27 protein-coding genes are annotated in these 24,945 nt (G+C 55.9%); 12 read left to right on the top strand and 15 right to left on the bottom strand.

What is annotated here, in order from left to right; genetic code table 11:
* The first annotated feature begins 3 nt into the window (after positions 1-3).
* From sctJ to FA91_RS05275, 8 genes are all read left to right on the top strand, one after another.
* Positions 4-783, top strand: coding sequence for a type III secretion inner membrane ring lipoprotein SctJ (sctJ, locus tag FA91_RS05310; RefSeq protein WP_034913262.1), 780 nt, complete (start codon positions 4-6; stop codon positions 781-783).
* A 3-nt stretch (positions 784-786) separates the two neighbouring features.
* Entirely contained in the window at positions 787-1,395 is a 609-nt protein-coding gene (locus FA91_RS05305; protein WP_051937047.1) for a hypothetical protein, read from the top strand.
* The gene (sctL, locus tag FA91_RS20060) at positions 1,361-1,978 is read left to right on the top strand and encodes a type III secretion system stator protein SctL (protein WP_051937046.1); all 618 of its coding nucleotides are present in this window, start codon (positions 1,361-1,363) and stop codon (positions 1,976-1,978) included. The genes FA91_RS05305 and sctL overlap by 35 nt, the downstream gene beginning before the upstream one ends.
* A gap of 106 nt (positions 1,979-2,084) precedes the next feature.
* The gene (locus FA91_RS05295; RefSeq protein ID WP_034913260.1) at positions 2,085-2,312 is read left to right on the top strand and encodes an HrpF protein; all 228 of its coding nucleotides are present in this window, start codon (positions 2,085-2,087) and stop codon (positions 2,310-2,312) included.
* Positions 2,299-2,694, top strand: coding sequence for a hypothetical protein (locus FA91_RS05290; RefSeq protein ID WP_034913257.1), 396 nt, complete (start codon positions 2,299-2,301; stop codon positions 2,692-2,694). The genes FA91_RS05295 and FA91_RS05290 overlap by 14 nt, the downstream gene beginning before the upstream one ends.
* A 13-nt stretch (positions 2,695-2,707) precedes the next feature.
* On the top strand, positions 2,708-4,825 hold the full coding sequence (gene sctC, locus FA91_RS05285) for a type III secretion system outer membrane ring subunit SctC (RefSeq protein ID WP_231566749.1): 2,118 nt from the start codon (positions 2,708-2,710) through the stop codon (positions 4,823-4,825).
* Positions 4,826-4,846: 21 nt separating this feature from the next.
* On the top strand, positions 4,847-5,032 hold the full coding sequence (hrpT, locus tag FA91_RS05280) for an HrpT family type III secretion system protein (RefSeq protein WP_034913255.1): 186 nt from the start codon (positions 4,847-4,849) through the stop codon (positions 5,030-5,032).
* Entirely contained in the window at positions 5,029-5,346 is a 318-nt protein-coding gene (locus tag FA91_RS05275) for a hypothetical protein (RefSeq protein ID WP_034913254.1), read from the top strand. Before hrpT ends, FA91_RS05275 begins: the two co-directional genes overlap by 4 nt.
* A 244-nt stretch (positions 5,347-5,590) precedes the next feature.
* Here FA91_RS05275 and FA91_RS05270 read toward each other — a convergent pair whose 3' ends face one another.
* From FA91_RS05270 to sctW, 13 genes are all read right to left on the bottom strand, one after another.
* Positions 5,591-5,788, bottom strand: coding sequence for a hypothetical protein (locus tag FA91_RS05270; RefSeq protein ID WP_034913250.1), 198 nt, complete (start codon positions 5,786-5,788; stop codon positions 5,591-5,593).
* Positions 5,789-5,914: 126 nt separating this feature from the next.
* Positions 5,915-6,163, bottom strand: coding sequence for a hypothetical protein (locus FA91_RS05265; protein WP_034913246.1), 249 nt, complete (start codon positions 6,161-6,163; stop codon positions 5,915-5,917).
* Between the two features lie 126 nt (positions 6,164-6,289).
* Entirely contained in the window at positions 6,290-7,378 is a 1,089-nt protein-coding gene (sctU, locus tag FA91_RS05260) for a type III secretion system export apparatus subunit SctU (protein WP_034913243.1), read from the bottom strand.
* Positions 7,378-8,181 (bottom strand): type III secretion system export apparatus subunit SctT, encoded by an 804-nt coding sequence (sctT, locus tag FA91_RS05255; RefSeq protein WP_034913239.1) that lies wholly within the window; start codon positions 8,179-8,181, stop codon positions 7,378-7,380. The genes sctU and sctT overlap by 1 nt, the downstream gene beginning before the upstream one ends.
* A gap of 1 nt (position 8,182) precedes the next feature.
* On the bottom strand, positions 8,183-8,443 hold the full coding sequence (gene sctS, locus FA91_RS05250; protein WP_034913236.1) for a type III secretion system export apparatus subunit SctS: 261 nt from the start codon (positions 8,441-8,443) through the stop codon (positions 8,183-8,185).
* A gap of 7 nt (positions 8,444-8,450) precedes the next feature.
* Positions 8,451-9,104 (bottom strand): type III secretion system export apparatus subunit SctR, encoded by a 654-nt coding sequence (gene sctR, locus FA91_RS05245; RefSeq protein WP_034913234.1) that lies wholly within the window; start codon positions 9,102-9,104, stop codon positions 8,451-8,453.
* A 4-nt stretch (positions 9,105-9,108) separates the two neighbouring features.
* Positions 9,109-10,155 (bottom strand): type III secretion system cytoplasmic ring protein SctQ, encoded by a 1,047-nt coding sequence (gene sctQ, locus FA91_RS05240; protein ID WP_051937044.1) that lies wholly within the window; start codon positions 10,153-10,155, stop codon positions 9,109-9,111.
* Positions 10,152-10,817 (bottom strand): type III secretion system HrpP C-terminal domain-containing protein, encoded by a 666-nt coding sequence (locus FA91_RS20055; protein ID WP_051937042.1) that lies wholly within the window; start codon positions 10,815-10,817, stop codon positions 10,152-10,154. Before FA91_RS20055 ends, sctQ begins: the two co-directional genes overlap by 4 nt.
* Positions 10,814-11,275 carry a hypothetical protein gene (locus tag FA91_RS05230; RefSeq protein WP_034913231.1) on the bottom strand — a complete coding sequence of 154 codons (462 nt, stop codon included), beginning with the start codon at positions 11,273-11,275 and terminating at the stop codon, positions 10,814-10,816. The genes FA91_RS20055 and FA91_RS05230 overlap by 4 nt, the downstream gene beginning before the upstream one ends.
* Positions 11,259-12,617 (bottom strand): type III secretion system ATPase SctN, encoded by a 1,359-nt coding sequence (gene sctN / locus FA91_RS05225; RefSeq protein WP_034913228.1) that lies wholly within the window; start codon positions 12,615-12,617, stop codon positions 11,259-11,261. Before sctN ends, FA91_RS05230 begins: the two co-directional genes overlap by 17 nt.
* A complete protein-coding gene (locus FA91_RS05220) occupies positions 12,617-13,519 on the bottom strand; it encodes an FHA domain-containing protein (protein ID WP_034919000.1) in 903 nt (300 codons plus the stop codon). The genes sctN and FA91_RS05220 overlap by 1 nt, the downstream gene beginning before the upstream one ends.
* A 10-nt stretch (positions 13,520-13,529) precedes the next feature.
* The gene (gene sctV, locus FA91_RS05215) at positions 13,530-15,641 is read right to left on the bottom strand and encodes a type III secretion system export apparatus subunit SctV (RefSeq protein WP_034913225.1); all 2,112 of its coding nucleotides are present in this window, start codon (positions 15,639-15,641) and stop codon (positions 13,530-13,532) included.
* A gap of 12 nt (positions 15,642-15,653) precedes the next feature.
* Positions 15,654-16,805 (bottom strand): type III secretion system gatekeeper subunit SctW, encoded by a 1,152-nt coding sequence (gene sctW / locus FA91_RS05210; RefSeq protein WP_051937038.1) that lies wholly within the window; start codon positions 16,803-16,805, stop codon positions 15,654-15,656.
* Between the two features lie 289 nt (positions 16,806-17,094).
* Here sctW and FA91_RS05205 point away from each other — a divergent pair, with 289 nt between their 5' ends.
* From FA91_RS05205 to FA91_RS05195, 3 genes are all read left to right on the top strand, one after another.
* Positions 17,095-17,634 carry an RNA polymerase sigma factor gene (locus FA91_RS05205; protein ID WP_051937036.1) on the top strand — a complete coding sequence of 180 codons (540 nt, stop codon included), beginning with the start codon at positions 17,095-17,097 and terminating at the stop codon, positions 17,632-17,634.
* A gap of 222 nt (positions 17,635-17,856) precedes the next feature.
* Complete coding sequence (locus FA91_RS05200; protein WP_231566748.1) at positions 17,857-19,293, top strand: PAS domain S-box protein; 1,437 nt, start codon at positions 17,857-17,859, stop codon at positions 19,291-19,293.
* A gap of 48 nt (positions 19,294-19,341) precedes the next feature.
* The gene (locus FA91_RS05195; protein ID WP_034913221.1) at positions 19,342-19,983 is read left to right on the top strand and encodes a response regulator transcription factor; all 642 of its coding nucleotides are present in this window, start codon (positions 19,342-19,344) and stop codon (positions 19,981-19,983) included.
* Positions 19,984-19,991: 8 nt separating this feature from the next.
* Here the strand turns inward: FA91_RS05195 and FA91_RS05190 are convergent, their stop codons facing one another.
* Both FA91_RS05190 and gntT read right to left on the bottom strand, forming a co-directional pair.
* Positions 19,992-21,059, bottom strand: a complete 1,068-nt coding sequence (locus tag FA91_RS05190) for a hypothetical protein (RefSeq protein ID WP_051937035.1) — start codon at positions 21,057-21,059, stop codon at positions 19,992-19,994.
* 304 nt (positions 21,060-21,363) lie between these two features.
* Positions 21,364-22,680, bottom strand: coding sequence for a gluconate transporter (gene gntT / locus FA91_RS05185; RefSeq protein ID WP_034918992.1), 1,317 nt, complete (start codon positions 22,678-22,680; stop codon positions 21,364-21,366).
* Positions 22,681-23,522: 842 nt separating this feature from the next.
* Between gntT and FA91_RS05175 the strand changes: the two genes are divergently transcribed.
* On the top strand, positions 23,523-24,944 hold the full coding sequence (locus FA91_RS05175) for a cytochrome ubiquinol oxidase subunit I (protein WP_034913216.1): 1,422 nt from the start codon (positions 23,523-23,525) through the stop codon (positions 24,942-24,944).
* The last annotated feature ends 1 nt before the right edge of the window (position 24,945 follow it).

Raw genomic sequence — 24,945 nt, 5'->3', positions numbered from 1 at the left:
AAAATGAAAAACTTTCTGCTGAAATGGCTGCCGCTGCTGTCGCTGATGCTGCTGCTTACGGGCTGCGGCGATAAAACCGTGCTCTACAGCGGACTGGCTGAGAATGACGCCAACGATATTGTTGCGGAGTTGAATCAGCATCAGATTGCGGCGGAAAAACTGATTGATAAAAGCGGTATATCGGTGTCGGTAGACGCAGAAAATATTCAGCGAAGCGTAAAGATTCTTGATTCTGCCGGTCTTCCCCGCAAGGCGCGTACTAACCTGGGCGAGGTCTTCCAGAAGAGTGGCGTCATCTCCAGCCCGATGGAAGAGCGCGCGCGCTATATTTACGCGCTTTCCCAGGAAGTGGAGTCGACGCTGGCGCAGATTGATGGCGTGGTAGTGGCGCGCGTGCATGTGGTGCTGCCTGAGCGTCTGGCGCCGGGCGAACCGATGCAGCCCGCTTCGGCTTCGGTATTTATTAAATACCACAACAATCTCGATCCCGACAGTATTGAGCCGCGTATTCGCCAGATGGTCGCCACCAGCATTCCCGGCCTGGCTGGCAAAACCAGTAAAGATCTGGCCATTGTGTTTGTTCCGGCGCAGACCTACGAGGATCGTATCGAAGTGGTAAAAATGGGGCCGTTCCAGCTGACGCCGGGCGAGTACTCCACGGTGAAATGGGTCTTTTCGCTGTTTGCCATTATGTTAATGATTGCTTTCGGCATTATGTTCCTGAAGCCTGGCAAAAAGCTGAAGGCGGGCAAGACAAAACCCGCAACGGCGGCAGGCAAGTAAAGGATGGAGTGGAGTGAAGAGCAGGCCGGGCGCTGGCTGCACTGGTGGCACCAGGGTTACTGGCAGCAGGCGGATGCCAGCTGGCAGGAAAACAGTTTCTTTGCTCTGCCCCCGGAACAGCAGCAGCGGCTTTGCTGGCAGCATCCGCAGGCAGTCGCCACGGGGTTTGCCATTCGCCCTGCTCTGCCACCGGCCCCGCAGGCACGCCTGCTCGCCTTTATCGACCTGCCTGCCGACGCGCGCGCGCATTCGCTGGGGCTGCTGGCCGGGATCTGCGCGCCACAGTCAGCGCCGGAGATGCTCACCTCGGCCAATCTGATCTGGTGCCGGCGCCTGACAAAGGCGCTACGCTGTGACAACTGGTTGAGCAATGACTGTTTTCATCCCTGGACAACGGGCAGCCTGTTATTGCTGCGCGGTCTGTCGCCGGAGAGTTGGCCACGGCTGCGCCTGCTTTTTCCCCGAGGGTGGGCAATGCAAGTCGATGAGTATCCCGCCGTTGCGCTCCCGGCCTCCCGGCTGGCCGCGTTATGGGATGCGGTAATTTGGCAAATTCAGCAACCGGAGAGTGCTCTACATGTGGATCCGCAAGAAAATAACCCTGCTGAGTGACCCGCAGCTATCGCAAAGTAATGTGCTGACGCGTGAAGCGATTGCGGAACATCAGCAGGCGCTGACGGTGGTTCAACGTGCTGAAGAGCAGGCTCTGGAGCGTATCGAACAGGCTGAACGCCAGGCCAGCGTGTTGCTCGATGAGGCTCGTCAGCGCGTTGAACAGGCGCTGGAAGAGCAGATGATCCAACAACAACAGGATTTTATCACCCAGGCACAGCAGCTTTTTGACCATTGGCAGGAGCAGGAACAGCAGTGGCAGCATGCGCTGATGCCCAGGGCGGAAGCGCTGCTCACCCAGGCAATGAGTCAGTTGCTTGATGAACAGCCCGATGCGGCTCGCTTGCAGGCAATGCTCAGTCAGTTAGTCAAAGCGCAGGGTCGCCAGGGCGCTGCCACGCTGATTTGCGCCCCGGCTCAGCAGTCCGCCATTGAAGAATGGCTGGCGGCACATCCACAACTGACATGGGAAGTCAGTACTGACGCAGCACTGGATGATGATGCGTTAATCCTCACCACCGGGCGCGGTGAACTTCACCTCAGTTGGAAACACATTTTCGACGCATTATTACCGGCTAATTAACCTTCTCTTTCCCGAACGTTCCTTGTCTGTTAACATTTTTTCCGGCAACGGGAACCGTGCATCGTTTCGCGCCACTCAACTCCAGACCCTCACAGGAGATAACACGATGAGCAACAACGATGCAATCCAACGCCGTTTAAGCAATCAGTTGAACCATGCGCGAAATGATATGTATCAGTTCGCACAAGACAGCCAGAATGGATCGGTAAACGTTAGCGACATTTACGCCTTCCAGAATGAAATGATGAATGTTTCCGGCGCCAACTGGGCGAATTCGCAGTATACCCAGTTCAAGCACGGTATGCGCAAGGCGATCATTGATGCCATCAACTGATGTTGCCGCGCTGATTGAGCAACAGTTAGAGAAAACCAGCGGCGAGCTGGCGCTGTTGATTGATGATATGCCTGTCAGTCTACAGCGCCGGCCCGGCGGCTGGTTTTATCTTGTTGAATTAACCCTCGGCGTTGAGATCAGCTTGCAGGTGATTGAGCTCGCGCTGCGTCTTACCGCCCCTGCGCTGGTGCATTTTACCGCTAATGCCGCGGCGCTCTGCTTTAATCCGCAGAATGAGACGCTGAACCTGATAGTACGCCTTAAGAACGATCAGACCGACTATGCTTTGTCTCTGCTGGAAAGCATCTGCAACCAGTGTGAAGTCTGGCAGGAAACCCTGCTAAGTGTGTTAACGCAGCAACGCGTTAAGATGTCCGTATAACAAGGAGAGAAGCGTGCGCAAGACGCTGACCACTTTACGACCATTTCGTCCACTCTTACTGGCAGTGGCGATTGGATTATCTGTTTCACACAGCTACGCGAATACCCCCGACGACTGGAAAGATGGCGCTTACGCCTACTCCGCAGACAACACGCCGCTCAGCGTCATTCTTCAGGACTTTGCCAGCAGCCATGGTGTGGATGCCAACGTTACCGGTCTGCCGGATACGTTTGTGACCGCCCGTCTCCGCTCCGATTCCGCCGAAGCCTTCCTCAATCGTCTCGCGCTGGAATATCGCTTTCAGTGGTTCGTTTATAACAATACGCTCTACGTCAGCCCGCAATCAGAACAGACCTCTCGCCGTTTGAAAATCAGCGCAGATGCTGCGCCGGATATCAAACAGGCGCTTGAAGGCGTGGGGCTACTTGAGCCGCGTTTCGGCTGGGGCGAACTGCCGGATGAGGGCGTGGTGCTGGTGTCCGGGCCGCCCAAATATGTCGACATGATCGCCGATTTCAGTAAGAAATCGGAGCCGGAAGAGCCGAAAGAAGATAAACAAATGATGGCTTTTCCGCTGAAATATGCCGATGTGGCGGATCGCACGATAAAATTCCGCGATCAGACGCTGGTGGTTCCCGGTGTCGCGACCATGCTCAATGAGCTGTTAGGGCAAAATGCCGGCGGTTCAGCAAGTGGCATGACATTGACGCAGGATAATCAAAACAGCAACGAAGACAGTGCCTATCAGGCCATGCAAAGTCAAAGTCGCAACATCCTTAGTCAAATGATAGGCCGCAACACCCGTCTGAATCGTAATAAAGACGAAAGCCGGGTGGACGGCGCCGAATTGCAGGGTAAAGTTTCCGCCGACGTGCGTAACAATACCCTGCTGGTGCGCGACAATAAAAAACTGCGCAGCGAATATCAGCAACTGGTGCAGATGATTGACGTGCCGCAGAAGCTGGTGGAAATTGACGCGGTGATTATTGATATCGATCGCAACGAACTGGCACGACTCTCCTCCAACTGGTCGGGCCGCTTTGGCAACGTCACCGGCGGCTCGTCCATGCTGGGCGGCACCAGCACGCTGTTCGTCACCGACTTCAACCGCTTTTTCGCCGATATTCAGGCGCTGGAGGGTGAAGGCACGGCCTCTATTATTGCCAACCCTTCGGTACTGACGCTGGAAAATCAGCCGGCCGTTATCGACTTCAGCAATACCGCTTTCATTACCGCAATTGGCGAGCGCGTGGCGGATATCCGCGAGATCACCGCTGGCACCAGCCTGCGCGTAACGCCGCGCTCCATCGGCGATACGCCAGGCAAAACCTCGGTGCAGCTGGTGGTGGACGTGGAAGACGGCAAGCTGAATCAAAATACCGACGGCAGCGCCCAGGGCACGGAAAACGGCGTGATCAGCACGCAGGCGCTGGTGCAGGAAAAACGCTCGCTGGTGATGGGTGGATTCCACACCAAAGAAAGCGGCGATAATGAAGAGCGGATACCGATTCTGGGTAAAATCCCGTTGATCGGTAAGCTTTTCACCTCGAATAACCGCACTGCAACGCAGCGCGAGCGGCTGTTTATTATTACGCCGCATCTGATCGGCGACCAGGTCGATCCTTCGCGCTATGTTGACGCGGAAAACCGCGATCAGGTCAATGATACGCTGCGCGATATCAGTCGTCGCCATCAGTTTGGCGACATGAAACGGACCATTGAAAGCGCGATGCAGGATCTGGCGGAAGGCCGCGTGCCGGGCGGGCTGAGCGCCAGCCAGAACGGGCTGAATCTGGGCTCACTGTGCAACATACCTTTCACTTTCCGCAGCAGTGCAAGGCACCAGTGGTATGGCAACAGCTCAATGCAGATCGCGGTAGGCGTGCTGACCAACACCAGCGGCAAAGAGGCGCGTTTCGACGAAGCTTCCTGCCGCAGCGATCGTACGCTTGCCGTGTCGGCCTGGCCACATACCCGCCTGAAGCCAGGCGAATCCACCGAGGTTTACGTGGCCTATGACACGCAGATCCCGGCGCGACCGTCCCGCGTTTCGCTGCTGAAATCGCAGGATGGCTACGTGCCGGCACCGGCCGCCGTCAGTACATCGTCAACCCGCATGCTGTCGCGCTAATGAAGAAAGGAAGAGATGAAGATGAAAAAACCGCTGTGTGTGCTGGCGCTGGCCATGTTGCTGGCCGCCTGCGCCAACCCACGACTGCCCGGCTGTAACGATGTCTCCTGTCGTCCGGTATCGGACGATCACGCGATGACGATCTGGTGGCAGCCGGATATGCGCAATGGTCCCTTCGACTATACGCAGGCGTCGGTTAACGAATGAGCGAGGGGATTGCGGCTTTCCTGACGGCCTGGCAGCGCGGCGAAGGCTGTTGCCAGACGTTTCGACCCGGCAGCGAACTGGCTTTTTCGCCGCAGCCGCAACCCACGCTAACGCTCCGCATCCTGCCTTCTTTTCTGAGCGACTCACTGCTACGCCAGGTACTCACCTGGCGCTTTCAACACCCAGACCGCTATGATGGCTGCTTTATCAGTATAGAGGCGGATGGTTCGCTTGCTGTGTGCTGTCATCCCTCGTCTGATGACGATCCCTATGCCTTAATCAGCATGCTGAGTTCGCTGCTGAATTTGCAGTAGCGCTATCGTTCCCCGTAAGAAGCCTCATCCCGGCCATAAACGCTGACAGTAAAATCACAACGGTGAAGTAATGAAATACAGAGGTTTCAACGCATTCTTTGCGTCGGATAGCCTGTTATCCGCCGCAGAGAATGCCTGTCGTGTCTGCTGATGTTAACGGAGAAAGTATGAGGGGCTGACCTGTCGGCGGCGCTGCGATTAGAGGTAGAGCTGTGTGCGTACGCTGTCAGAAGGGTCAGGGTAATCAGAATTGCAGTTTACTTTGGGTAATTGCCGTATTTTCCTGCGATGACGCACTGGCAACAGTATTTGTCAGTAAGTTTTCAAAATCCGTTTGGTTTTTTTCCAACATATCCTGCTGCGTTTTCAGCCGGATATTATCCATTTGCTGAGCATAATCGGACTGGGCATCACCGGGTGAACTTAAGCTTTTATATGACATATAACGCTCCGCTTATCCTGGGTATCTGTTGGTATCAATAATCATACGGCAACGTTTTACCGTTTAAATAATTGGAAAGGGCCATACGGCCCTTTTTTAAATTCGATATTCAGTACGTATGAATGATTAATACGTAATTTTGTTCTGGTTCGCCGCAGAAGCAGCGGTTGTTGCGCTGTTTGCCTGACCGTTGGATTTCGCCAACTGACGGTCCATTTCTGCTTTCTGCAGGTTATCCTGCTGCGTTTGCTTCATGATACCAGCCATATCAGAGGCGTAATCTGAGCCACTCTGGCTTTGCTCAAGCTGAGTTTTATTAGACTGTAAGCTGCTGGAAGCACCACCAAGGGATGTGCCGACGCTATCGTAACCCATGTTAATATCCTCTCGAAGTTGATATATGAATACTCATGCATTCGATTATTAAGTGGGAGAACCCACCGGATGGTTCCAAAAAAATATCTTAATTTTCGTTTTTTTTTCGGCTTAAAAACTAAGTCGTTAATCTTCAATCTCAACGATGCCGTCCAGCTCCTGATTTTCCAGTTCCTTCAGCAGACGATAAACCTGAGCAACGGCCTTTAGCGTTTCGCGTGGAATATAGTCGCCCTCTTCTACGGTGCGGAACAGCGTGCGCGTCAGCCAGACAAAACGGATTACCGGCATATTGCGGTTTTGCGCCTCCTCAATAATATCCTGTGCTTCATACCCCTCGGACTTAAATACCATTCGCGGCAGCGGCGTCTCGCCGGGACGATAGTAGAGCCCGACGGCAAAGTGCGTAGGATTGACCAACACCATATCGGCATCCTCCAGGGTCACGTCGCGCTTCAGCGGCTTTGGCGCCTCATTAAGGATTTCATGCGCCACTGATTTACGATGGCCTTTCATGTGCGGGTCGCCTTCGCTCTGCTTATATTCGTTGCGGATGTCTTCATGGCTCATGCGCTGCTGCTTGAGGAAGAAATACTTTTGCAGGCCAAAATCGAGCAGGCTCATCACCAGCAGCAGCACCAGCGTCTCCCGCACGATCTTCTTAAACAGCGCCAGCACTGACAGCCAGAAGCCGTTGAGGTTATCACTGTATGCCAGCTGCGCCAGCGGGCCCAGATCCGGTTTGATGACCAGATAAAACACCACGCCAATAGCGATAGATTTCAGCACGCTGGTCAGCAGCGTCGTGAACTGTTTGGCGGAAAACATATTTTTTATCTGACCGACAGGATTGAGCGCTTCAAATTTTGGCTCGAGCGCTTCGGTAGCAAACAGCGGACCAAACTGCACCCAGCCGCCGATGATACGCAGCAGAAAAATCAGCGCGCAGACGATGCCGCAGAAATAGAGCAGCACCATCAGCCCATCCAGCACCACTTCCTGCACCGCATGACCAAAAGGATCGCTCAGACGGCTCAGCGGCAGCATGATCATTGCCTGCATGCGCTGCATTCCCCCCTCGGCCAGCGCAAAAATTGTCTCCATTACGCCAATACAGATAAGCAGCTTAGGAATATCGGGCGTTTGCCCGACCTGGCCTTTTTTTCGCGATTCTTTCAGTTTTTGGGAGGTGGCCTTTTCCGTTTTTTCTGCCATTACCGGCTCCCTTTACCCAATATATCCGTAAGCTGAGGGACCAGATCTTTCAGGTCGAACAGGCGCTCGTCGGCAACATAATTGAGAATTGGAAAATAGAGAACGAAAAACAGCATGCCCAACAGGCATTTTACCGGCATCGCCAGCACCGTCGCCTGAAGCTGCGGGCTGTAGATACTCAGAATGCCCACGCTGAAATCGACCAGCAGCAGCAGCGCTACCAGCGGTCCGGCATACAGCACGATATGCGTGAATATCCCGCCCAGCAGATCGAGATAGACGTTAAAACCTGCCTCTGAAGGCAGCGGCAGCCACTGCATCGGCGGCCACAGGCTGTAGCTGTCCCAGATAATTTGCGTCAGCGTTGAAAGGCCCAGCCCAACCACCAGCAGCAGAATAACGGTCTGCTGCATCAAAAAGCCCAGCGGCGTGGCGTCCGGCCCCAACTGCGGGTTGAGCTGACCGCCCATCAACGCGCCGCGCTGGTTATCAAACAGCGCGCCAACCGACTCAAACAGCCAGAACGGCATTGCCATGAGCAGGCCAATTATCACGCCGATGATCACTTCTTTTACCGCCAGTGCGGCCATCAGAAACATCGAAGGGTCATTAATGGCAATCTGTTGTTGGATCATCGGCGCCGGAAACAGCGCCAGCGACAGCACAATAGCGGAACGCAGGCCGCCTTTGATCGCGTTGAAAGAGAAGACCGGTGAGAGCAGCAGGCAGGGGAAGATACGCGCCATCGACAGCACAAGGGCAAGAATGAAGTAGTAGCCATCGTGCAGGAGGTTATTCCACATATCAGTACTTTACGTTTGGCATCATGGCGAATGCGCTTTGCGCCAGTTCAATCAGCTCGACGCCGATCCAGCGGCCGGAGAGCGCCAGCGCCACGCCCACCGCCACCAGCTTGATGGCGAACGGCAGCGTCTGATCCTGCAACTGCATCACCGCCTGCAATAGCGACACGATGACGCCAACGATAACGGCCACGATCAGCGGCGGCGCAGAGAGCACCACCACTAACAGCATTGCCTGGCGAAACAGCGTCAAAATATCCATCGTTCCCTCATAAATAGCTATAGAACAGGCCGTCGAGCAGCCGTGTCCAGCCGCTGACCAGCACGAACAGTAAAATTTTCAGCGGCAGCGAAATGGTCATCGGCGACACCATTTGCATACCCAACGCCAGCAGCACGTTGGAGACAATCAGGTCGACAACAATAAAGGGAATGAAAATCAAAAAGCCGATTTTAAAACCGTTCTGCAATTCCGAGAGCACAAAAGAGGGGATCAGTAGCAGCGGGCTTTCATGCGAAACGCTGTCTGCCATCTCTTTCGGCCACATGCGCTGCGCGTTTTCCTGAAGATGGATCAGGATATCCGGATCGGTGTTTTTCACCATAAAGCGCTTCAGCGGTTCGGCGGCGTTGCTGACGGTATAATCCAGCCTTTCTGCGGACTGGGTGTCAATCGGCACCGTTTTCACCCGCTGGCTTATGTCGTTAAATACCGGCGCCATAACAAACAGCGAGGCGGCAAGCGCAATACCATAAATAGCCATATTCGGGGGGATCTGCTGCACCCCCATGGCGTTACGCGTTAACATCAGCACCATCGATATTTTTAAAAAGCAGGTGCAGACAATCATCAGAATCGGCACCAGCGACAGCGCCCCAAGAAACAGGGCCAGCGTCATCGGGTTCATCGACAGTGAATCCATACGGCTACCAGGCGCCCCCGTTCATCGGGTTTTTGCTGACCGGCAGCACGTGCGTAATTTGCAAACCGAGCCTGCCCTCCACGTCCACCAGTTCACCTTTCGCCAGTGGATAGTCACCGTGGCAGAGCACGGCTTCGCCCGGCGTGACGTTTTCAATCATCACCATCGCGCCGGGCGTCAGCGTGGACAATTCGCCCAGCGTCAGCTTTAACTGGCCGCAGCGAACGGAAAGGGAGAGCGGCAGCGGCGTAAAATCCGCGGTGCCCCCGGCCGCCCCGTCATCCCATTGAGGATCGGAATGATGTTGGTGGTCGTGCTCAAACTCGTCAGGTGTCAGGGTCACGTTAATTCTCTCCGTCTCGCTAAGATAAAAATGAGCCATCTCGCCGGGCTGCATCTGCAATTCGCCTTGCAGGTGCCAGCCGTTGCCTCGGAGGGTTCCCCGTCCGTCAGGGGTGAACCACTGCGTATCCGGCAGCACCACGTCCCCGCAGCGCAGGGACTGTAGCCCGGCAGGCGACAGCACTAATTCGCCGATAATCATCGGCAGCGTAAGCATCATGCTTTCCGGTAACGGTGACGCGTCCTGCTGCCAACCTGATTTATCCAAAAGCAGTGATAAACTCGCTGAAGAGAGGGCCAGCAGGCTTTGTGCGCGCTGTGTGCCCCACTCCAGCGTTAACGACAACAGGAAATCGCCCGTCCCGGCATTTTCCGTCTCTACGGATAAGTGGCCGAATAGCGCAAGAAGTTCGAAAGAAAGTTGCTGATTCCACCACGGCCAGTACCACGCCTGCTCCGGCGTCTGCGGCGCGGCGGCAAAACCGGGGCAGGTGGACATCAGCGCAAGAACAGGTTCCGGCTCAGAGAGCGCGAGGGCACCTGCCTCGCAGCGAAAAGCGGTAAGGTCGGTCGGGTGACGATCCTCCGCCAGTGCCAGCCGTAAAACGCCAGGCTCGCCGTCCAGCGTATAATGATAAAACAGGCCGCCACCGAGCCGCTCTCTGAGCCTGGCCTCGCTGGCGCTGACGTTACGCAATAATGTGCTCATCCTGCCTGCTCCTGCTCATCCGGCGAACGACGCTCGAAACGCAGGCGAACGCGGCTGTTCATTCGCTGGCGCAGCGACAGACGACAGCGTTCCTGGTGCGGCAGCAACGCCTGCCAGGCGCCGGGTTGCAGGTGAAGCGCAATATCCCACCCGCCGCCGGGCAGCGCCGCCATATGGGCATCAACGTTGCCCAGCTTCGGCAGCATCAGAGTGAGCATCATCTCGCCCGGCGGCACATCGTGGAGCGCGGCGCTGAGCGCGGGCTCAATCTCCTGCCACAGCGCCATTGCCGGTGGGCCGCCCTGTGTCGCGGTCTCTTCTAATTCGCCAAAGCCCTGTTGGCCCGATCCACTTTCGCCAAAGGCCAACAGCGGCGTCATTACGTCATCGCTCTCATCCAGCAGCGCACTGAACAGCGCGTTGTCTTCCTGCTGCGGGCGTTTCGACTCGCTGCGCGCTGTGCTGCGCGCGGGCGCGGCCTCGTCCTGGCTGCGAGAGGGCTGCGGCGCCAGCGTGGCGCGTGATTCACGGCGCTGTTCGCTGGTGCGCAGCCGGGCCAGCTGCGCTTCTGCACGATGACGACCGGCCTGTTGCTGAGCCTGCTGCTGATTTGCCTCTTTAATCCGCTGCTGTACAGCCGCCTGAGCAAGCGAACGAATCATCCCAACACCTCCTGCTGCAACAGATATTCCAGTTTTTCCATTTCGCGCATGCGCAGGCGCGTCTCCTGCTGCGCCTGCTCGACTTTACTCTGCCGTTCGCGCTGCTCAACCGCAAGCTGATGCAGGCCAAGCCGTTCGTTATCCACGCGCTCAAGCGCCTGATGTTCGCTTTCCAGCGCGCGATCGAGACGGAACTTTGCCTGGCTGATACCGCGATTTTTTCCATCAAATCCCTGACGGATCTGCTGATAATCCTGCTGGCGTTGCGTCAGCCGCACCTCGCCCTCGGCCGTTTTATCAATGACCTGTTGAAGCGCCCTCTCCTGTTCGCGCTGCTGACGCTCGCTGCGATTCAGGCGCTGGCGGCGGATCGGCAGCAGCATATTCAACGTTTTTTGTAGCTCAATGGCAGCGGCATCGGCTTCAATTTCTGGTTCTGGATTAGCGTGACGGCGCATAGCGGCTTACCTCGGAAAGTTGAGAACAGGTCTGGTCAAACGTGGAAGGATCGCGCATCGCCTGTTGCAGATAGCCGTTAATGGCGTCCTGCGCGTCCACGGCGGCGTCGGTCAGGCTGTCGTTGCCCGGCTGGTACTCGCCCAGGCGGATCAGCATCTCCACCTGCTGCCAGGCCGCCATCAGTCGGCGAACCGACGTGGCTTCGCTGACCTGCTGTCGCTCCACCACGTTAGTCATGGTTCGGCTCAGGCTGGCCAGTACGTCAATGGCCGGATAGTGCCCGCGCTCCGCCAGTTTTCGCGTCAGCACGATATGACCGTCAATCAGCGATCGCACCTCATCGGCCACCGGATCGTTCATCGAATCCTGCTCAATCAGCACCGAATAGAGCGCGGTAATAGCGCCGGTCGAGGTTTGGCCGGCGCGCTCAAGCAGCGTCGGCAACAGCGTATACACCGACGGCGGCAGGCCGCCGCGCCCCGGCGGTTCACCCAGCGCCAGACCAATTTCACGCTGGGCACGGGCAAAACGTGTCAACGAGTCAAGGATCAGCAGGACGCTCTTACCCTCGTCGCGAAACGCTTCGGCAATGGCGGTAGCGGTAAAGGCCGCGCGGGCGCGCTCCATGCTGCTGCGGTCAGAGGTAGCGCAGAGCAGCACCGTACGACTGCGCAGTTCGCTGTCCAGCTCGTGGTCGAGAAATTCGCGCAGTTCGCGTCCACGCTCGCCAATCAGGCCAAAGACGATCACGTCGCAGGGCGTGTTGCGCGCCAGTTCCGCCAGCAGCGTGGTTTTACCACAGCCCGCACCGGCGAAAATGCCGACGCGCTGGCCGACGCCGAGGGTCAGCAGACCATCAATCGCCCGCATACCGGTGGGCAGCGGCGTATCAATGCGCGGGCGCTCGGTCGGCGGCGGCGCGTCGCCCAGTACCGTTTTCACGCCGTCGCGGTGGCGGTCTTCCGGCTGCGCAAAGGCGCTGATGCTGCCCGCCTCAATCGGCCGGCCAAAGCCGTCAAGCACGCTGCCCAGGAGATCGTCAGAAACGCGGATGCTGTGCGGCAGATAGAGCGGCGTCACGCGCGCGCCCTGCGCGATGCCATCAAGCTGGCCCAGCGCCGAAAGCAGCGTGTGCTGAGGATTAAAACCCACCACTTCCGCCAGCACGCGGGTATTGTTTTTGCCCTCGATGCGGCAGAGATCGCCAATACGCGCGCCGGGCAGGCTGCTCTCCAGCAGGATGCCGCTGATACCGGTAATACGGCCAAAAATCTCTACCGGCGCGAAACCCGCCAGACGCTGCTGGTGCGCGTCAAACCATGCATCAAGCTGCGCCTGCATTACCAGTTCACCTTGATATGATCGCGTCCGGCGAATTCCACCTCCGATGAGGTGATCGCCACCAGGCGCAGTTCATCCTTTTGATCGCCAATAAACAGGCGCTCTCCGGTATCGGTCACCACGTTGGCGCGTTTGCCGGTAGTAATCTGCACGATGCGAAACGGCAGCTTCGCATTGTACTGGCGCGTATTGTTAACCAGTTTAGGAATGACGTTGTACTGCGCCTGAAATCGCACCAGCATCCGTTCCAGAATCTGCAACTGATCTTTATTCAGTTCGCCGTTGAGCACCATTTTCCCTTTGCCCATATCAATTTTCACGCCGGGCGTCAGGCCACGATCGCGCAGCATTGCCAGCAGCGGCGGGCGCACTTCCTGAAGCGTTTCCAGCACCTGGCGATTCGAACCGGTGGTCGACGTTTGCGCGACGGTCGGCTGAAGGATCCAACTGATAATGGTGAAGCTCAGCAGCAGGATCAGGCTTACTGACAGCACCTGCACGCCGCGCGAGAAGGTGCGCGACGGCGCAGGCGCCGCTTCCTGCACCGCCGCAGCCGTTGCTGGCGCCGCGTCAGCCAGCGGCTGCGGCGCGGCGGTCATCGCTTCCCACGGTTGTTCCGCAGGCGACAGGCTCAGCCACACGTCACCCAGCGCAAACGGCTGGTCAGGCGGCAGCGGATCGAACAGCTCGCTCTCTTTACCGTCGGGCGTATACAGCTTTCCTTCCGCCGCGCGAAGCTGCCAGCGTTCGTCGGCAAAAAAAAGCGTGGCGTGATGTGCGGCCACGCCGCTGTCGGTCAGCAACAGATCGGCTTCTTCGCCCTGGCCGAGCGTCCATTCACCGCCCATAACCGGTAGCGCCGCCCCCTGGTGACGGCCCGTAAGCACGCGTAACTCAAACATAATCAGCTCCCTAAGCATCAAAGGATTCGGCTGAATCTTCCAGATCGAGTCGACCCACCACATTTATCGACAGGTTCGACTGTAGTTCAGCGAACGACAGTACCGGTACCTGATGGAACTCATCCTGAATCAGGCCACGCAGCGGACTGCGCAGATCCTGCGCTACCAGCAGCACGGCAAAAGCCGGATTGCCAGGGGCAAAAGCGTTACGCAGGTGCGCCAGAATGGCCATGTTCTGCTCCTGCGTGAGGGCAAAAAAGACTTCGCTCTGCGTTTGCCGCAGCGCGTCGCGCAGATCTTCTTCCAGTTCCGGCGTCAGCAGCCAGACGTGCAGACCATCATCCTGGCTGTACTGGTAGCAGATGTGTTCTTTCATCGAAATACGCACCAGATCGGTCAGCAGACTGATATCGCGTTCATGTTGACCGTGTTCAATCAACGCTTCGGCTATCGCGCGCACCGAGCGCAGCGGGATGCGTTCTGATACCAGGTTTTGCAACACGCTGGAGAAGCGCGCGATAGGCATGACGCGCTGAAGCTCCTGCGCCAGCTCCGGCTGCTCCGCTTCCAGCCAGCCCATCAGCGCCCGCGTCTCCTGTAGGCCGATAAAATGCGGTGCGCTGGCGTGAATGGCGTTTTCCATCCGCTGCATCAGCACATCGTGGAAATTCTGACGCGGCACGTCTTCATTTTGCAGCAGCGTATGATCGGGCGGCAGCCACAGCAGCTCGCTTTCACGGCGCGCTTCACTGCCTTCCACCACCCCTTCTTCTTCCGCCAGGTGGGCATATTCGCGGCGGTTTACAGCCTGAAGCGGCACGTTAAAGGTGCCGACCACCCTGGGGATTTCGTAAACCGAGTAGCGGAACTCGTCGGCGGGCAGCTGATCCTGGAACTCAATATCAAATGCGGGCAGCGTAAAGCCGTAGTTGTAGACGATGCTGTTACGCATCCGGCGAATCGCCTGCACCAGATCCAGCGTTTCCGCCGTGCCCCGTGCGCTGCTGTGAAACTGCAACAGATAAGGACGCGTCGGATTGAACTGCCGCAGATCTTCGGTGCCGTTCAGCTCTGGCGGAATCACTTCGTTTTCCATCTGCGGCTGACCGGCAATCAGCTCGCGCCGGGCGCGCCAGACCTGAAAACTGCCGGTGGCCAGCGTCAGCACCGCCAGAATGACAAAGACGCCGGTCGGCATGCCCGGCAGCATTGCGAAGCCAAACATGCCGATAGAAGAGAGGATCCAGGCTTTTGGCTGGCTGGTCAGCTGCTCGGCGATTTCCCGGCCAATGTTGTTATCAATGCTGTTTGCGTCGCTGTCTGAGGAGACGCGGGTGATGATCATTCCGGCGGTAAGCGAGATAAGCAGCGCCGGAATTTGCGCAATCAGGCCATCGCCGATGGTCAGTACCGAATAGGTGTGCATCGCGTCGCCGGCGGGCATCCCCAACTGCATTACGCCGATACTGAAACCGCCAATCAGGTTAATAAACAGGATCACCAGTCCGGCGATGGCATCGCCTTTCACAAATTTCATTGCGCCGTCCATCGCGCCAAACAGCTGGCTCTCTTTCGCCAGATCGACACGGCGGCGTTTTGCCGTATTTACGTCAATCATTCCGGCGCGCAGGTCGCTGTCAATGGACATTTGTTTGCCCGGCATCGCATCCAGCGTGAAGCGCGCAGCCACTTCAGCCACCCTCTCCGAACCTTTGGTAATGACCAGGAAGTTCACCACGGTGAGGATTAAAAACATGACCATCCCCACGGCCAGATTACCGCCTACCACGAACGTCCCGAAAGCGGCAACGATGTGTCCGGCGTCCTGCTGCACGAGGATCTGACGCGTGGTTGAAATCGACAGCGCCAGGCGAAACATGGTGGTCAGCAGCAGCACCGCCGGGAAGGTGGAGAACGCCAGCGGCTTGGGCAGGTACATTGCCAGTACCACCAGCAGCGAGGAGATACAGATATTCACGGCAATCAGCGTATCGATCAGCCCCAGCGGCAGCGGGATGATCAGCATAAACACGATCGCCATGGCAAACATGGCGCCGATAATTTCGGAGCGCTGCATGGCGCCAAGCGCGATACGATTTAAAATCAAAAAAATGCCGTTCATACCCGTCTCCTGCTAGCTTTTCGCTGCCGCGTTGTTCTCTTTCTTTACCAACACATCAATGGCGACACTCAGTTTTTGCAGTGCCGATCCGCGCCATTTGATGTCTTTCCAGAGCGGCAGAGGAAGCTTATTCACCAGCGGCAGCAGCCCGTTGAAAAATATCATCTGTGCGGCGGGATGCTGGCCAGCGTAGTCGTTACCAATATTTTTTAAATCATTCACTTCCATGCCGTTTGCCGCGAAGGAGAGCACCCGCCGCGCCATATCGATGCCGCCTGCGGCGACCACGGGAATCTTGCCGCGCGACCGCAGACGGTCGAGCAGCTCGGTGCTCTGCGTAATCAACTGACCGACATGTCTCGATTCGGCCAGTCCGAGGTGGATGCGGCGCAGCGAACTGGACTTGAGCGACGGCGTAAACGCGGCGATGTCTTCCGACAGCGCGCGCTGAAGCGTTCGCAGGCCGGGCACCATCTGCTCGTGACCAAAGCGCTCAAGCAGGCTGTCGAAAATGGCGGCGGCGGACTGTTGCCTGACGATGCCTTTATAATAAAGATTGCGAATTGACTGTTTTTCATCAGGATCGGTGGTGAAGCTGGCAATGGCCTTTGCGGTATTCAGACCGGCCTTGACTTCGCCGCCGAACGCTTCATGCAGCTTATCAAGCCCGCTGCTGGCCGCGGCCGCGAGCTGGTGATCGCCCGTACGATCGGCCTCGCGCAGCGCCATGCGCAGCATCAGGTCACAGCGCGCCGGATCGCCTTCTGCGGCTTCTACCAGCGAATCCGCACTCTGCTCGCCCGGCTTGCCCAGCGCGCTTCTCATCTCGCCCAGACGCGTTTCCAGGCGATCCTGCTGCTGATCGTCCAGCATCTGATACAGCTCGATCAGGCTCTCGATTCGCTCGACCGACTTACGATTGCTGCGCAAATGCGCCGTGTTGATTTGCCGGCGGTTCAGTCCCTTGGTTTTTTTCTCCATTTTTTCACTGAACAGCGAACCGAGTTCTTCCAGTGAATCGAGCGGGATGCCCGCCGGCGACTGGGTATTGACCGCACGCGGACGCGTCTCGTTTCCCGCAGCGGTAGATAACGGGCTGTCCTGTTTGAGCAGACTTTTCGCCATGGCCTGCTGAAACTGCAAGGAGGACTGAACTTTTATCATCGCGGCCTCTGCGTTGTTTTCGTAGTTATGTTACGTGGACAAAGAGAGCAATAAGTTCCCGGATAAAAATAAACTAAAGATGCATTTAAAAGGACAGATTTAAGCGACAATTCTTTTTGTGTAAAAAGTTGCACAGTTAATCTGACCCGGCGGCCATTTTTTGTCTCAGATGATTCTTAAGTTAAAAATAAAAGCCAGTAATAATCAGCCTCGCGCTATTTTTTATCGGCTGGCACGCTCCTTGCTATATGACCATTGCAGGCTGTTAATTAATTTCAGGAGCGTTACTATGTTAACTTCATCCGTTGAATTGTCATTTTCACCTGAAGCACCCACGGTTATTTTGTGGCAGGAAATTCTTTGTCAGCAAAATCGTAAGCTACATAATTTTATTCGCAAGCGCGTTTCTAACCGTGAAGATGTTGAAGACATCGCACAAATGACCTGCGTGGAAGTGTTGCGCAACAGTCATAAATTTCTCGGCGCGTCACGTCCGGAAACCTGGCTGTTCGGCATTGCCGCCAACCTGATCCGTAACTACTACAAAACGCATCACAACCGTTTTTTGTTTGACAGTTTGAATGAGGACAATCCGCTGGAGCTGGTTCAGGATTGCGATCCCAGCGATATTATCGCCAACGATCAGCTGCTTAACGTTATGGCCAGCTCCATCGATAAACTGCCTGACGACACCCGCGAAATGCTGACCATCCTTGTAGAGCGCAACGGCAGCTATCAGGACGTGGCTTCTACGCTGGATATTCCGCTTGGCACGGTAAAATCTCGTCTGTCGCGCGTACGTGAGTCGCTCAGAAGCACGATTAGCTGAATTAAGCTAATTTTTTAGTCTGAATTCGATGAAAATATTTATCTGAGGGTTGGATCAATTTTCAGATGAATGTTAATGGTCATCAGGGAAATTATTTGCTGTAATTACCGCTTAATGGTTCAGTTTTCAAATGGCACACTAAGCGGTAATAATACAGATGGTAAATTTACTTTTCCGTTTTCAGAGAGAAAAATGCATTCGCCTGAAATATTCAGCCTTAATGTGAATAGAAACTCACAGGATGGCCGCTCAATCCTCCCCGACTTTGCCCTTGACAAAGTTAATGATGCTCTCTATTTAGTTGGTCCTGACGCCAGGCTTGCTTATATTAATAATAAAGCGTGCGAAATGTTAGGCTATAAATATCGGGAACTGATCCGTCTTAAGTATTCCAACGTGGAGGAGGAACTGCTGGATCCTGACGTGGCCGCGCTGTGGTGGAAACTCAGCCAGCGCCCGGAAGGTATCCGCTTCACTTCTCAGCACCGCATGAAAAGCGGCGAAATCATCCCGGTTGAGGTCAGCTCCAGCGCCTATGTGCATCAGCAGCAAAACATGGTGCTGTGCGTGGTGCGTGACGTACGCGAGCTTAAGCAGCGTACCGAGCGCTATCTGCAACAGGAGCAGCAGTTCCGCTCGCTGGTTGAAAACTCCCCTGATCTGATGGCCCGTTTCGATACCGATCTGCGGTGTCTGTACGTGAATCCGCTGGTGCTTGAGCTGGTTGGCTGCACGGCGGAGCAGGCGCATGGCTGGCATCTGACCGATACCATTCCTTTTGATGAAACCGGCATGCGTCTTTTCCGGCTGGTTTCCAACACGCTGGCCAGCGGCGAAAAAAGCGAGGCTGAGCTGGAAGCGAACTATGACGATCGCACCATGGTGCTGCACGTTCGCTGCGTGCCCGAGTTTAATCTGAACGGTGAGGTGACCACCATTCTGGCGGTCGGACGTGATATCACCCGGCTGCGCGACGTGGAAAATCAGGTTCGCGCCGCGCATCAACAGCTGCGACTGCTGGCCAGCAATCAGCAGCAGCAAACCGAGGATGAGCGCAAACACATCGCGCGTGAAATCCATGACGAGCTGGGGCAGCATCTCACCAGCCTGCGCGCCGGCCTGTCGGTCATCGGCATGCAGCCCCACGATCCGCAGCAGGTTAGCCAGCAGGTTGACTACCTGATGACGCTGATTGACAGCACCATTCAGGTAGTGCGCGACGTCTCTACCCGTCTGCGGCCAAATATGCTGAATATGGGGCTGGTTCCCGCGCTGGAATGGTTGCGCGATGAATTTGTGAAGAACAGCGGCTGTAGCTGTATGCTGATTGTTCCCGATAAAAAACCGGTGACGCTGGACGATCAGGCGGTGACGGCGGTTTTCCGGGTCGTACAGGAGTCGCTGACCAATATTTCGCGACATGCGCAGGCCACCAGGGTGTCCATTATCGTGCAGACCACGCGGGACGCCATCGTGATTCAGATCCGTGATAACGGTCGCGGCTTTCAGATGCAGTCGGTGCGTCACGATGCTTTTGGGCTGCTCGGCATCCGTGAGCGCGTGGGCATGCTCAAGGGTGAAGTGAACATCTCAAGTACACCCGGCGAAGGCACCCAGCTTGAACTCACGCTGCCGCTGGTTGCCAATCCGTCACACTGAACTGCTATGCTGTGACTTTACCGTCGCAATAGTGAACCGGGAAACAGGATGAGTGAAGTTATACGGTTAGTCATTGCCGACGATCACGCGTTAATGCGTGAAGGATTGAAACAGATTTTTGCACTGGACAAGATGATTGACGTGGTCGGCGAGGCCGGGGACGGCGGCGAAGTGCTGGAGCGCCTGCGGCTGGGCGGCATCGATCTGCTGCTGCTGGACATTTCCATGCCCGGCATCAGCGGCGAGGATTTAATCAACCGCATTCATGCGCAGTATGAAAATCTGCCGATTCTGGTTCTCAGTATGTTTAATGAGCCACAGATCGCGCGACGCGTGCTTAACTGCGGCGCGCTGGGCTACATTACCAAAGACAAAAATCCTGACGCACTGCTGACCGCGATCCGCAGCGTGGCATCCGGTTCACGCTACATCGATCACGATCTGGCGCAGGAAATTGTCTTTGCCGAGTACCAGAACGGGAATCGCGCGCTGCACGAAACGCTCACCACGCGCGAGCGGCAGATACTGCTGATGCTGGCACATGGCGAAACCATCAATGCCATTGCCGAGGCGCTGTCAATCAGCAACAAAACCGTCAGCACCTATAAATCGCGCATGATGGACAAAATGCAGTTCGCCAGCAATGCCGATATTGTGAAGTACGCCATCAGCCATCATCTCGTGCAGTAGCCTGCGGGCTACTGCTCTTTTGCCTCGCCGAGGGTCTTCGCCTCAACGAAGGTCACGCTGCGGCGTAGCTGTCGGTTCGCAAGAAAAACCGGCAGCGCCATAAACAGCAGCAGGCTGCCCGTCATACCGCAGGTCAGCAGGCTGATATGGCCAGCCCAGCCGGTGCCCGCCGTCAGGCCGGCAATCACCATCGACAGCAAAAAGAAGAATGTCAGCGTCAGGCCAATCGGCCAGATGTTGCTGATATCCATATCGCTGAGCGCCATTTTTACCGGCAGCCTCGCCTCTCTGGCAGCCTCCTGCTCGCTGCGCATGGTTTGTTCCACCGCGTGCAGATCAATACTGCGCAGCAGAAAGTCCTGTTCGGCGGAGGGATCGTGCAGCGCGTCAAAAACCCGACTGACCGGCGGAAAAGTCAGCGGCCAGCTACCGGCATGCACGCCATAGGTTGTCAGCGCTGGCAGCGTAATTCGGGGCCAGAGCACCGGCTGGAGATAGCGATCGTTCAGCACCACCCAGCTTTGACGCGTTTCTCCCTGGCTGACGTGATAGAGCCGGAAACGATCCGCCGGCGGATAGGTCAACAGGGTGACGCGCGCGGTGAGCAAAGGAATATGCCGATAGCGACAGTAGTTCACTCTGCTCTGCCCCTGCGCGGCCAGCAGCACGCCCAGCGCCGGAATAAAATAGTAGGAGGTACTTTCCGCGGCGGAAGGGCTTTGCAGATGCTCAACCAGTCGCGCTTCGCTGCTGGCGCTAAGGTGTTCAGGCCACCACTGACCACTGCGGCTGATTACGCGCTCCACGGGCACCTGAAAAATGCCCAGCGGCTCCGTCTGTGCTGGCAGGCTGGCAAACGGAACAATTTTACTGAAAAAAGTCAGCGCATCGTCCGGGCCGCTCCACTCACCACTCGCTTCCAGGCCATGCAGATTGGCAGTAAGGTCGGCCCAGCCGTTTTTGCCCAGTACATCGATCTGAAATTTGGTATCGGCCAGCCGTTTCCCCAGCGCCAGAATCGGCTGGGGGATCCCCTCCATAGAGAGCTCAGGCGCGCTGCTGTGTTCACTTTCCATACTGCATATCCCCAAAGTCGCTTGCCATCAACAAGATATAAAGATAAAGGATTTCAAACCGCTAACGCCGAACGACGTTAAGGAAAAACAACAGGTTGCCCACGGCCGGCAGAAGAAGATCCCCTGGTGCCATGAAAGGTTTTTTTTATCGAATAAGAAATTTGGCTTTAGTCAAAAAATCAAGCATTTTCAAGGTGATAGTATACTTGCGATGCATTATTAAGCGCAATAGCCACAGTGAAAGGAAGCATAAAGAGAGCGATAAGGGAGAGAACCGGCGCGCAGCACGCGCCGGTTTAGAGGATCAAATAAACTGCTGTAGCACCAGGCAACCCACCAGCCCGCACACGGCGATGATGGTTTCCAGCGCCGACCACGAGCGCAGTGTTTCGCCAATGGTCAGGTTGAAATACTCTTTGAACAGCCAGAAGCCCGGATCGTTAACGTGTGAGAAGATCACGCTGCCAGAACCCACCGCAATCACCATCAGCTCAGGGCTCACGCCGGTGGTGGCGATAATCGGCGCCACGATGCCGCCTGCGGTGATCGCCGCGACCGTTGCCGACCCCAGCGCGATACGCAGCGCCGCAGCAACGGACCAGGCCAGCAGCAGCGGAGATATCGCACTGCCCTGCATCAGGCCCGCGATATATTTATCCACGCCGCCGTCAACCAGAACCTGCTTGAACGCCCCGCCGCCGCCAATAATCAGCAGCATCATGGCGATGATTTTGATGGAATCGGTGAGGGTTTGCATCACCTCATCCATGCTGCGGCCGCGGTTCAGGCCAAAGGTGAACAGCGCAATCAGCACGGCAATCAGCGTCGCCATGATCGGATCGCCGAAAAATTCCGCCCAGCCCAGCAGCGGATGTCCTTTCGGCAATATCATTTCAGCCACGGCGCGCAGCGCCATCAGGATCACCGGCACCAGCGACGTCCAGACGCTGACCGCAAAGCCAGGCATTTCCGCTTCGGTAAAGTTTTTCGAGTTATACATGCCTTCCGGGATCGGTTTATCAATCTTTTTCAGGAAGCGTGCATAGACCGGGCCAGCAAGAATAACGGTGGGAATGGCCAGGATGGTGCCGAACAGCAGCGTGCGGCCCATGTCGGCATGGAACAGCGTGGCGATAGCGGTCGGGCCGGGATGCGGCGGCAGAAAGCCGTGCGTTACCGACAGCGCAGCGGCCATTGGCACACCGATAAAGAGCAGCGGTACGCGTGCGGCGGCGGCGATGGTGAATACCAGCGGCAGCATCAGCACAAAGCCCACTTCGTAGAACAGCGCAAAACCAACGGTAAAACCGGTAAGCACCACCGCCCACTGAATATATTTTTCACCAAACTTGCTGATGAGCGTGGTGGCAATACGCTGAGCGCCGCCGCAGTCCGCCAGCAGCTTACCGAGCATAGCGCCGAAGCCCATGATCAGCGCCAGACTGCCCAGCGTGCCGCCAACGCCCGCTTTGATTGAGGCAATAACTTTGGTAACCGGCATTCCCTGCATGATACCCACCGCCAGCGCGACCAGTATCAGTGCAATAAATCCATTCAGCTTGAAGCGGATCATCAGCAGTAGCAGCAGCACCACGCCAATCGCAACGATGACTAAAGGCATAACGTTTTCTCCGATGCGCATGTTCTGCGGCCTGCCGCAGACACACTATTATTTTTCGCCCTGAGCGTGGCTACGCAGTTTCAGGGCTCAGTTGTTACCGGGAACATGTTAACGATAACCCTGCTCAACGGATACGCACTGAAGAGACGGAATTTACATTTTGCGAGGGGGATCAAACTTTCAACAGACGCCGCCGTGCCGCCTGGTAAGCATTATTTGAAAAACCGGTTATTGACATGAAACAAGAATACCGATTAATAAACACAACTAAATGTAACTTGATATGTCAAAACAAACGTTTTCAGGCCGTCATTTTTTAACAATTTATGCCGGTGGTTCGTTATGAAAACGGCATAACACAGGGCAACCGTTACGTTTGCGTGACTGGCAGAGCGTTAAAGGTGGGAACGCGTGCAAAAATGAATATTTTTCGCTACATAACCGCAGGGTTTATTATTTTTTATCGTCAGGTATGTGCAATGAAAGAAAATTTCCACGGTTTAAAACTGCATACCGGCTGTCAAACGGTATCATGATCACAATTATGGGCTGTAAAACAAACCTCTTTCAAACCATACGGATACATTAATTTCACACATTACTATCACCCTGATAATTAAATTTAACAAAACAGAGACATTATTTACCGACGCGGTGAAACAATTCTTCGCAAAGGCACAATCCCGTCAAACCAGAATAACGTTATGGTTACCGCTCCTTCTTATTATTCCGCCCGTCGTTAATTTACCGCGTTTCTTCTGTCCGTCACGATGAAATGCGGCCAGCTTGTTAACAGCAGGTTATTAAAATAAAGAGCAGCACAGGTCAGTTCGAGGTAAGCCATGTTTGGATTAGATGCGTTTCATCTGGCAAGGATTCAGTTCGCTTTCACCGTTTCCTTTCATATTATTTTTCCCGCCATCACCATCGGGCTGGCCAGCTTTCTGGCGGTGCTTGAAGGGCTGTGGCTGAAAACCCATAACCGCGACTACCGCGATCTCTATCACTTCTGGTCAAAAATTTTCGCAGTGAACTTCGGGATGGGTGTGGTTTCCGGGCTGGTGATGGCCTACCAGTTCGGCACCAACTGGAGTGGCTTTTCACAATTTGCCGGCAGCATCACCGGCCCGCTGCTCACCTATGAAGTGCTGACCGCTTTCTTCCTTGAGGCAGGATTTCTGGGCGTGATGCTGTTTGGCTGGAACCGCGTTGGCCCGGGCCTGCACTTTTTTGCCACCTGCATGGTAGCGCTCGGCACGCTGATCTCAACTTTCTGGATCCTGGCATCAAACAGCTGGATGCAAACGCCGCAGGGTTTTGCCATTGAAAACGGTATCGTGGTGCCGGTTGACTGGTTCAAAATTGTGTTTAACCCGTCGTTCCCCTACCGTTTGCTGCATATGTCTACTGCCGCTTTTCTGGCGAGCGCGTTCTTTGTCGGCGCGTCGGCAGCGTGGCATCTGCTGCGCAAAAATGATACGCCTGCCATTCGCAAAATGCTCTCGATGGCGCTGTGGATGGCACTGATCGTCGCGCCCATTCAGGCGATGCTCGGCGATGCGCACGGCCTGAACACGCTTAAGCATCAGCCGGCGAAGATCGCCGCAATGGAAGGCCACTGGGAAAACCCGCCGGGCGAAGCAACGCCGCTGATCCTGTTCGGCCTGCCGGATATGGAGCAGGAGAAGACCCGCTATGCGCTGGAAATCCCTTACCTCGGCAGCCTGATCCTGACCCACAGTCTGGATAAGCAGGTGCCGGCGCTGAAGTCATTCCCGAAAGAGGATCGGCCCAACTCCACCATTATTTTCTGGTCGTTTCGCATTATGGCCGGACTTGGCATGCTGATGGTGCTGCTCGGCGTGGTCAGCCTGTGGCTGCGTATTCGTGGTCGTCTTTACAACTCGCGTCCGTTTCTGTGGTTTGCGCTGCTGATGGGGCCGTCCGGGTTGATCGCCATTCTGGCAGGCTGGTTTACCACTGAGATTGGCCGGCAGCCGTGGGTGGTTTATGGCCTGATGCGCACGCGCGACGCGGTCTCGGCGCATGGCGATCTGCATATGAGCCTCAGCCTGCTCGCCTTTATTCTGGTTTACTCGTCGGTGTTCGGCGTGGGTTATATCTATCTTTTTAATCTGATCAAAAAAGGCCCGCAGCAAGGGGAAGGCGACGGCACCGATCACGGTGGTCCCGGCACAACGCACACGCCAGCACGTCCGCTTTCCGCAGCGAAAGAAAAACTTACTAACGAAGAGGGTCGCTAAT

It is taken from the genome of Erwinia sp. 9145 (assembly GCF_000745075.1).
GTDB lineage: Bacteria > Pseudomonadota > Gammaproteobacteria > Enterobacterales > Enterobacteriaceae > Erwinia > Erwinia oleae.
Note: the sequence above shows the minus strand (reverse complement) of the source record. Positions and strands in the feature narration are given on the sequence as shown.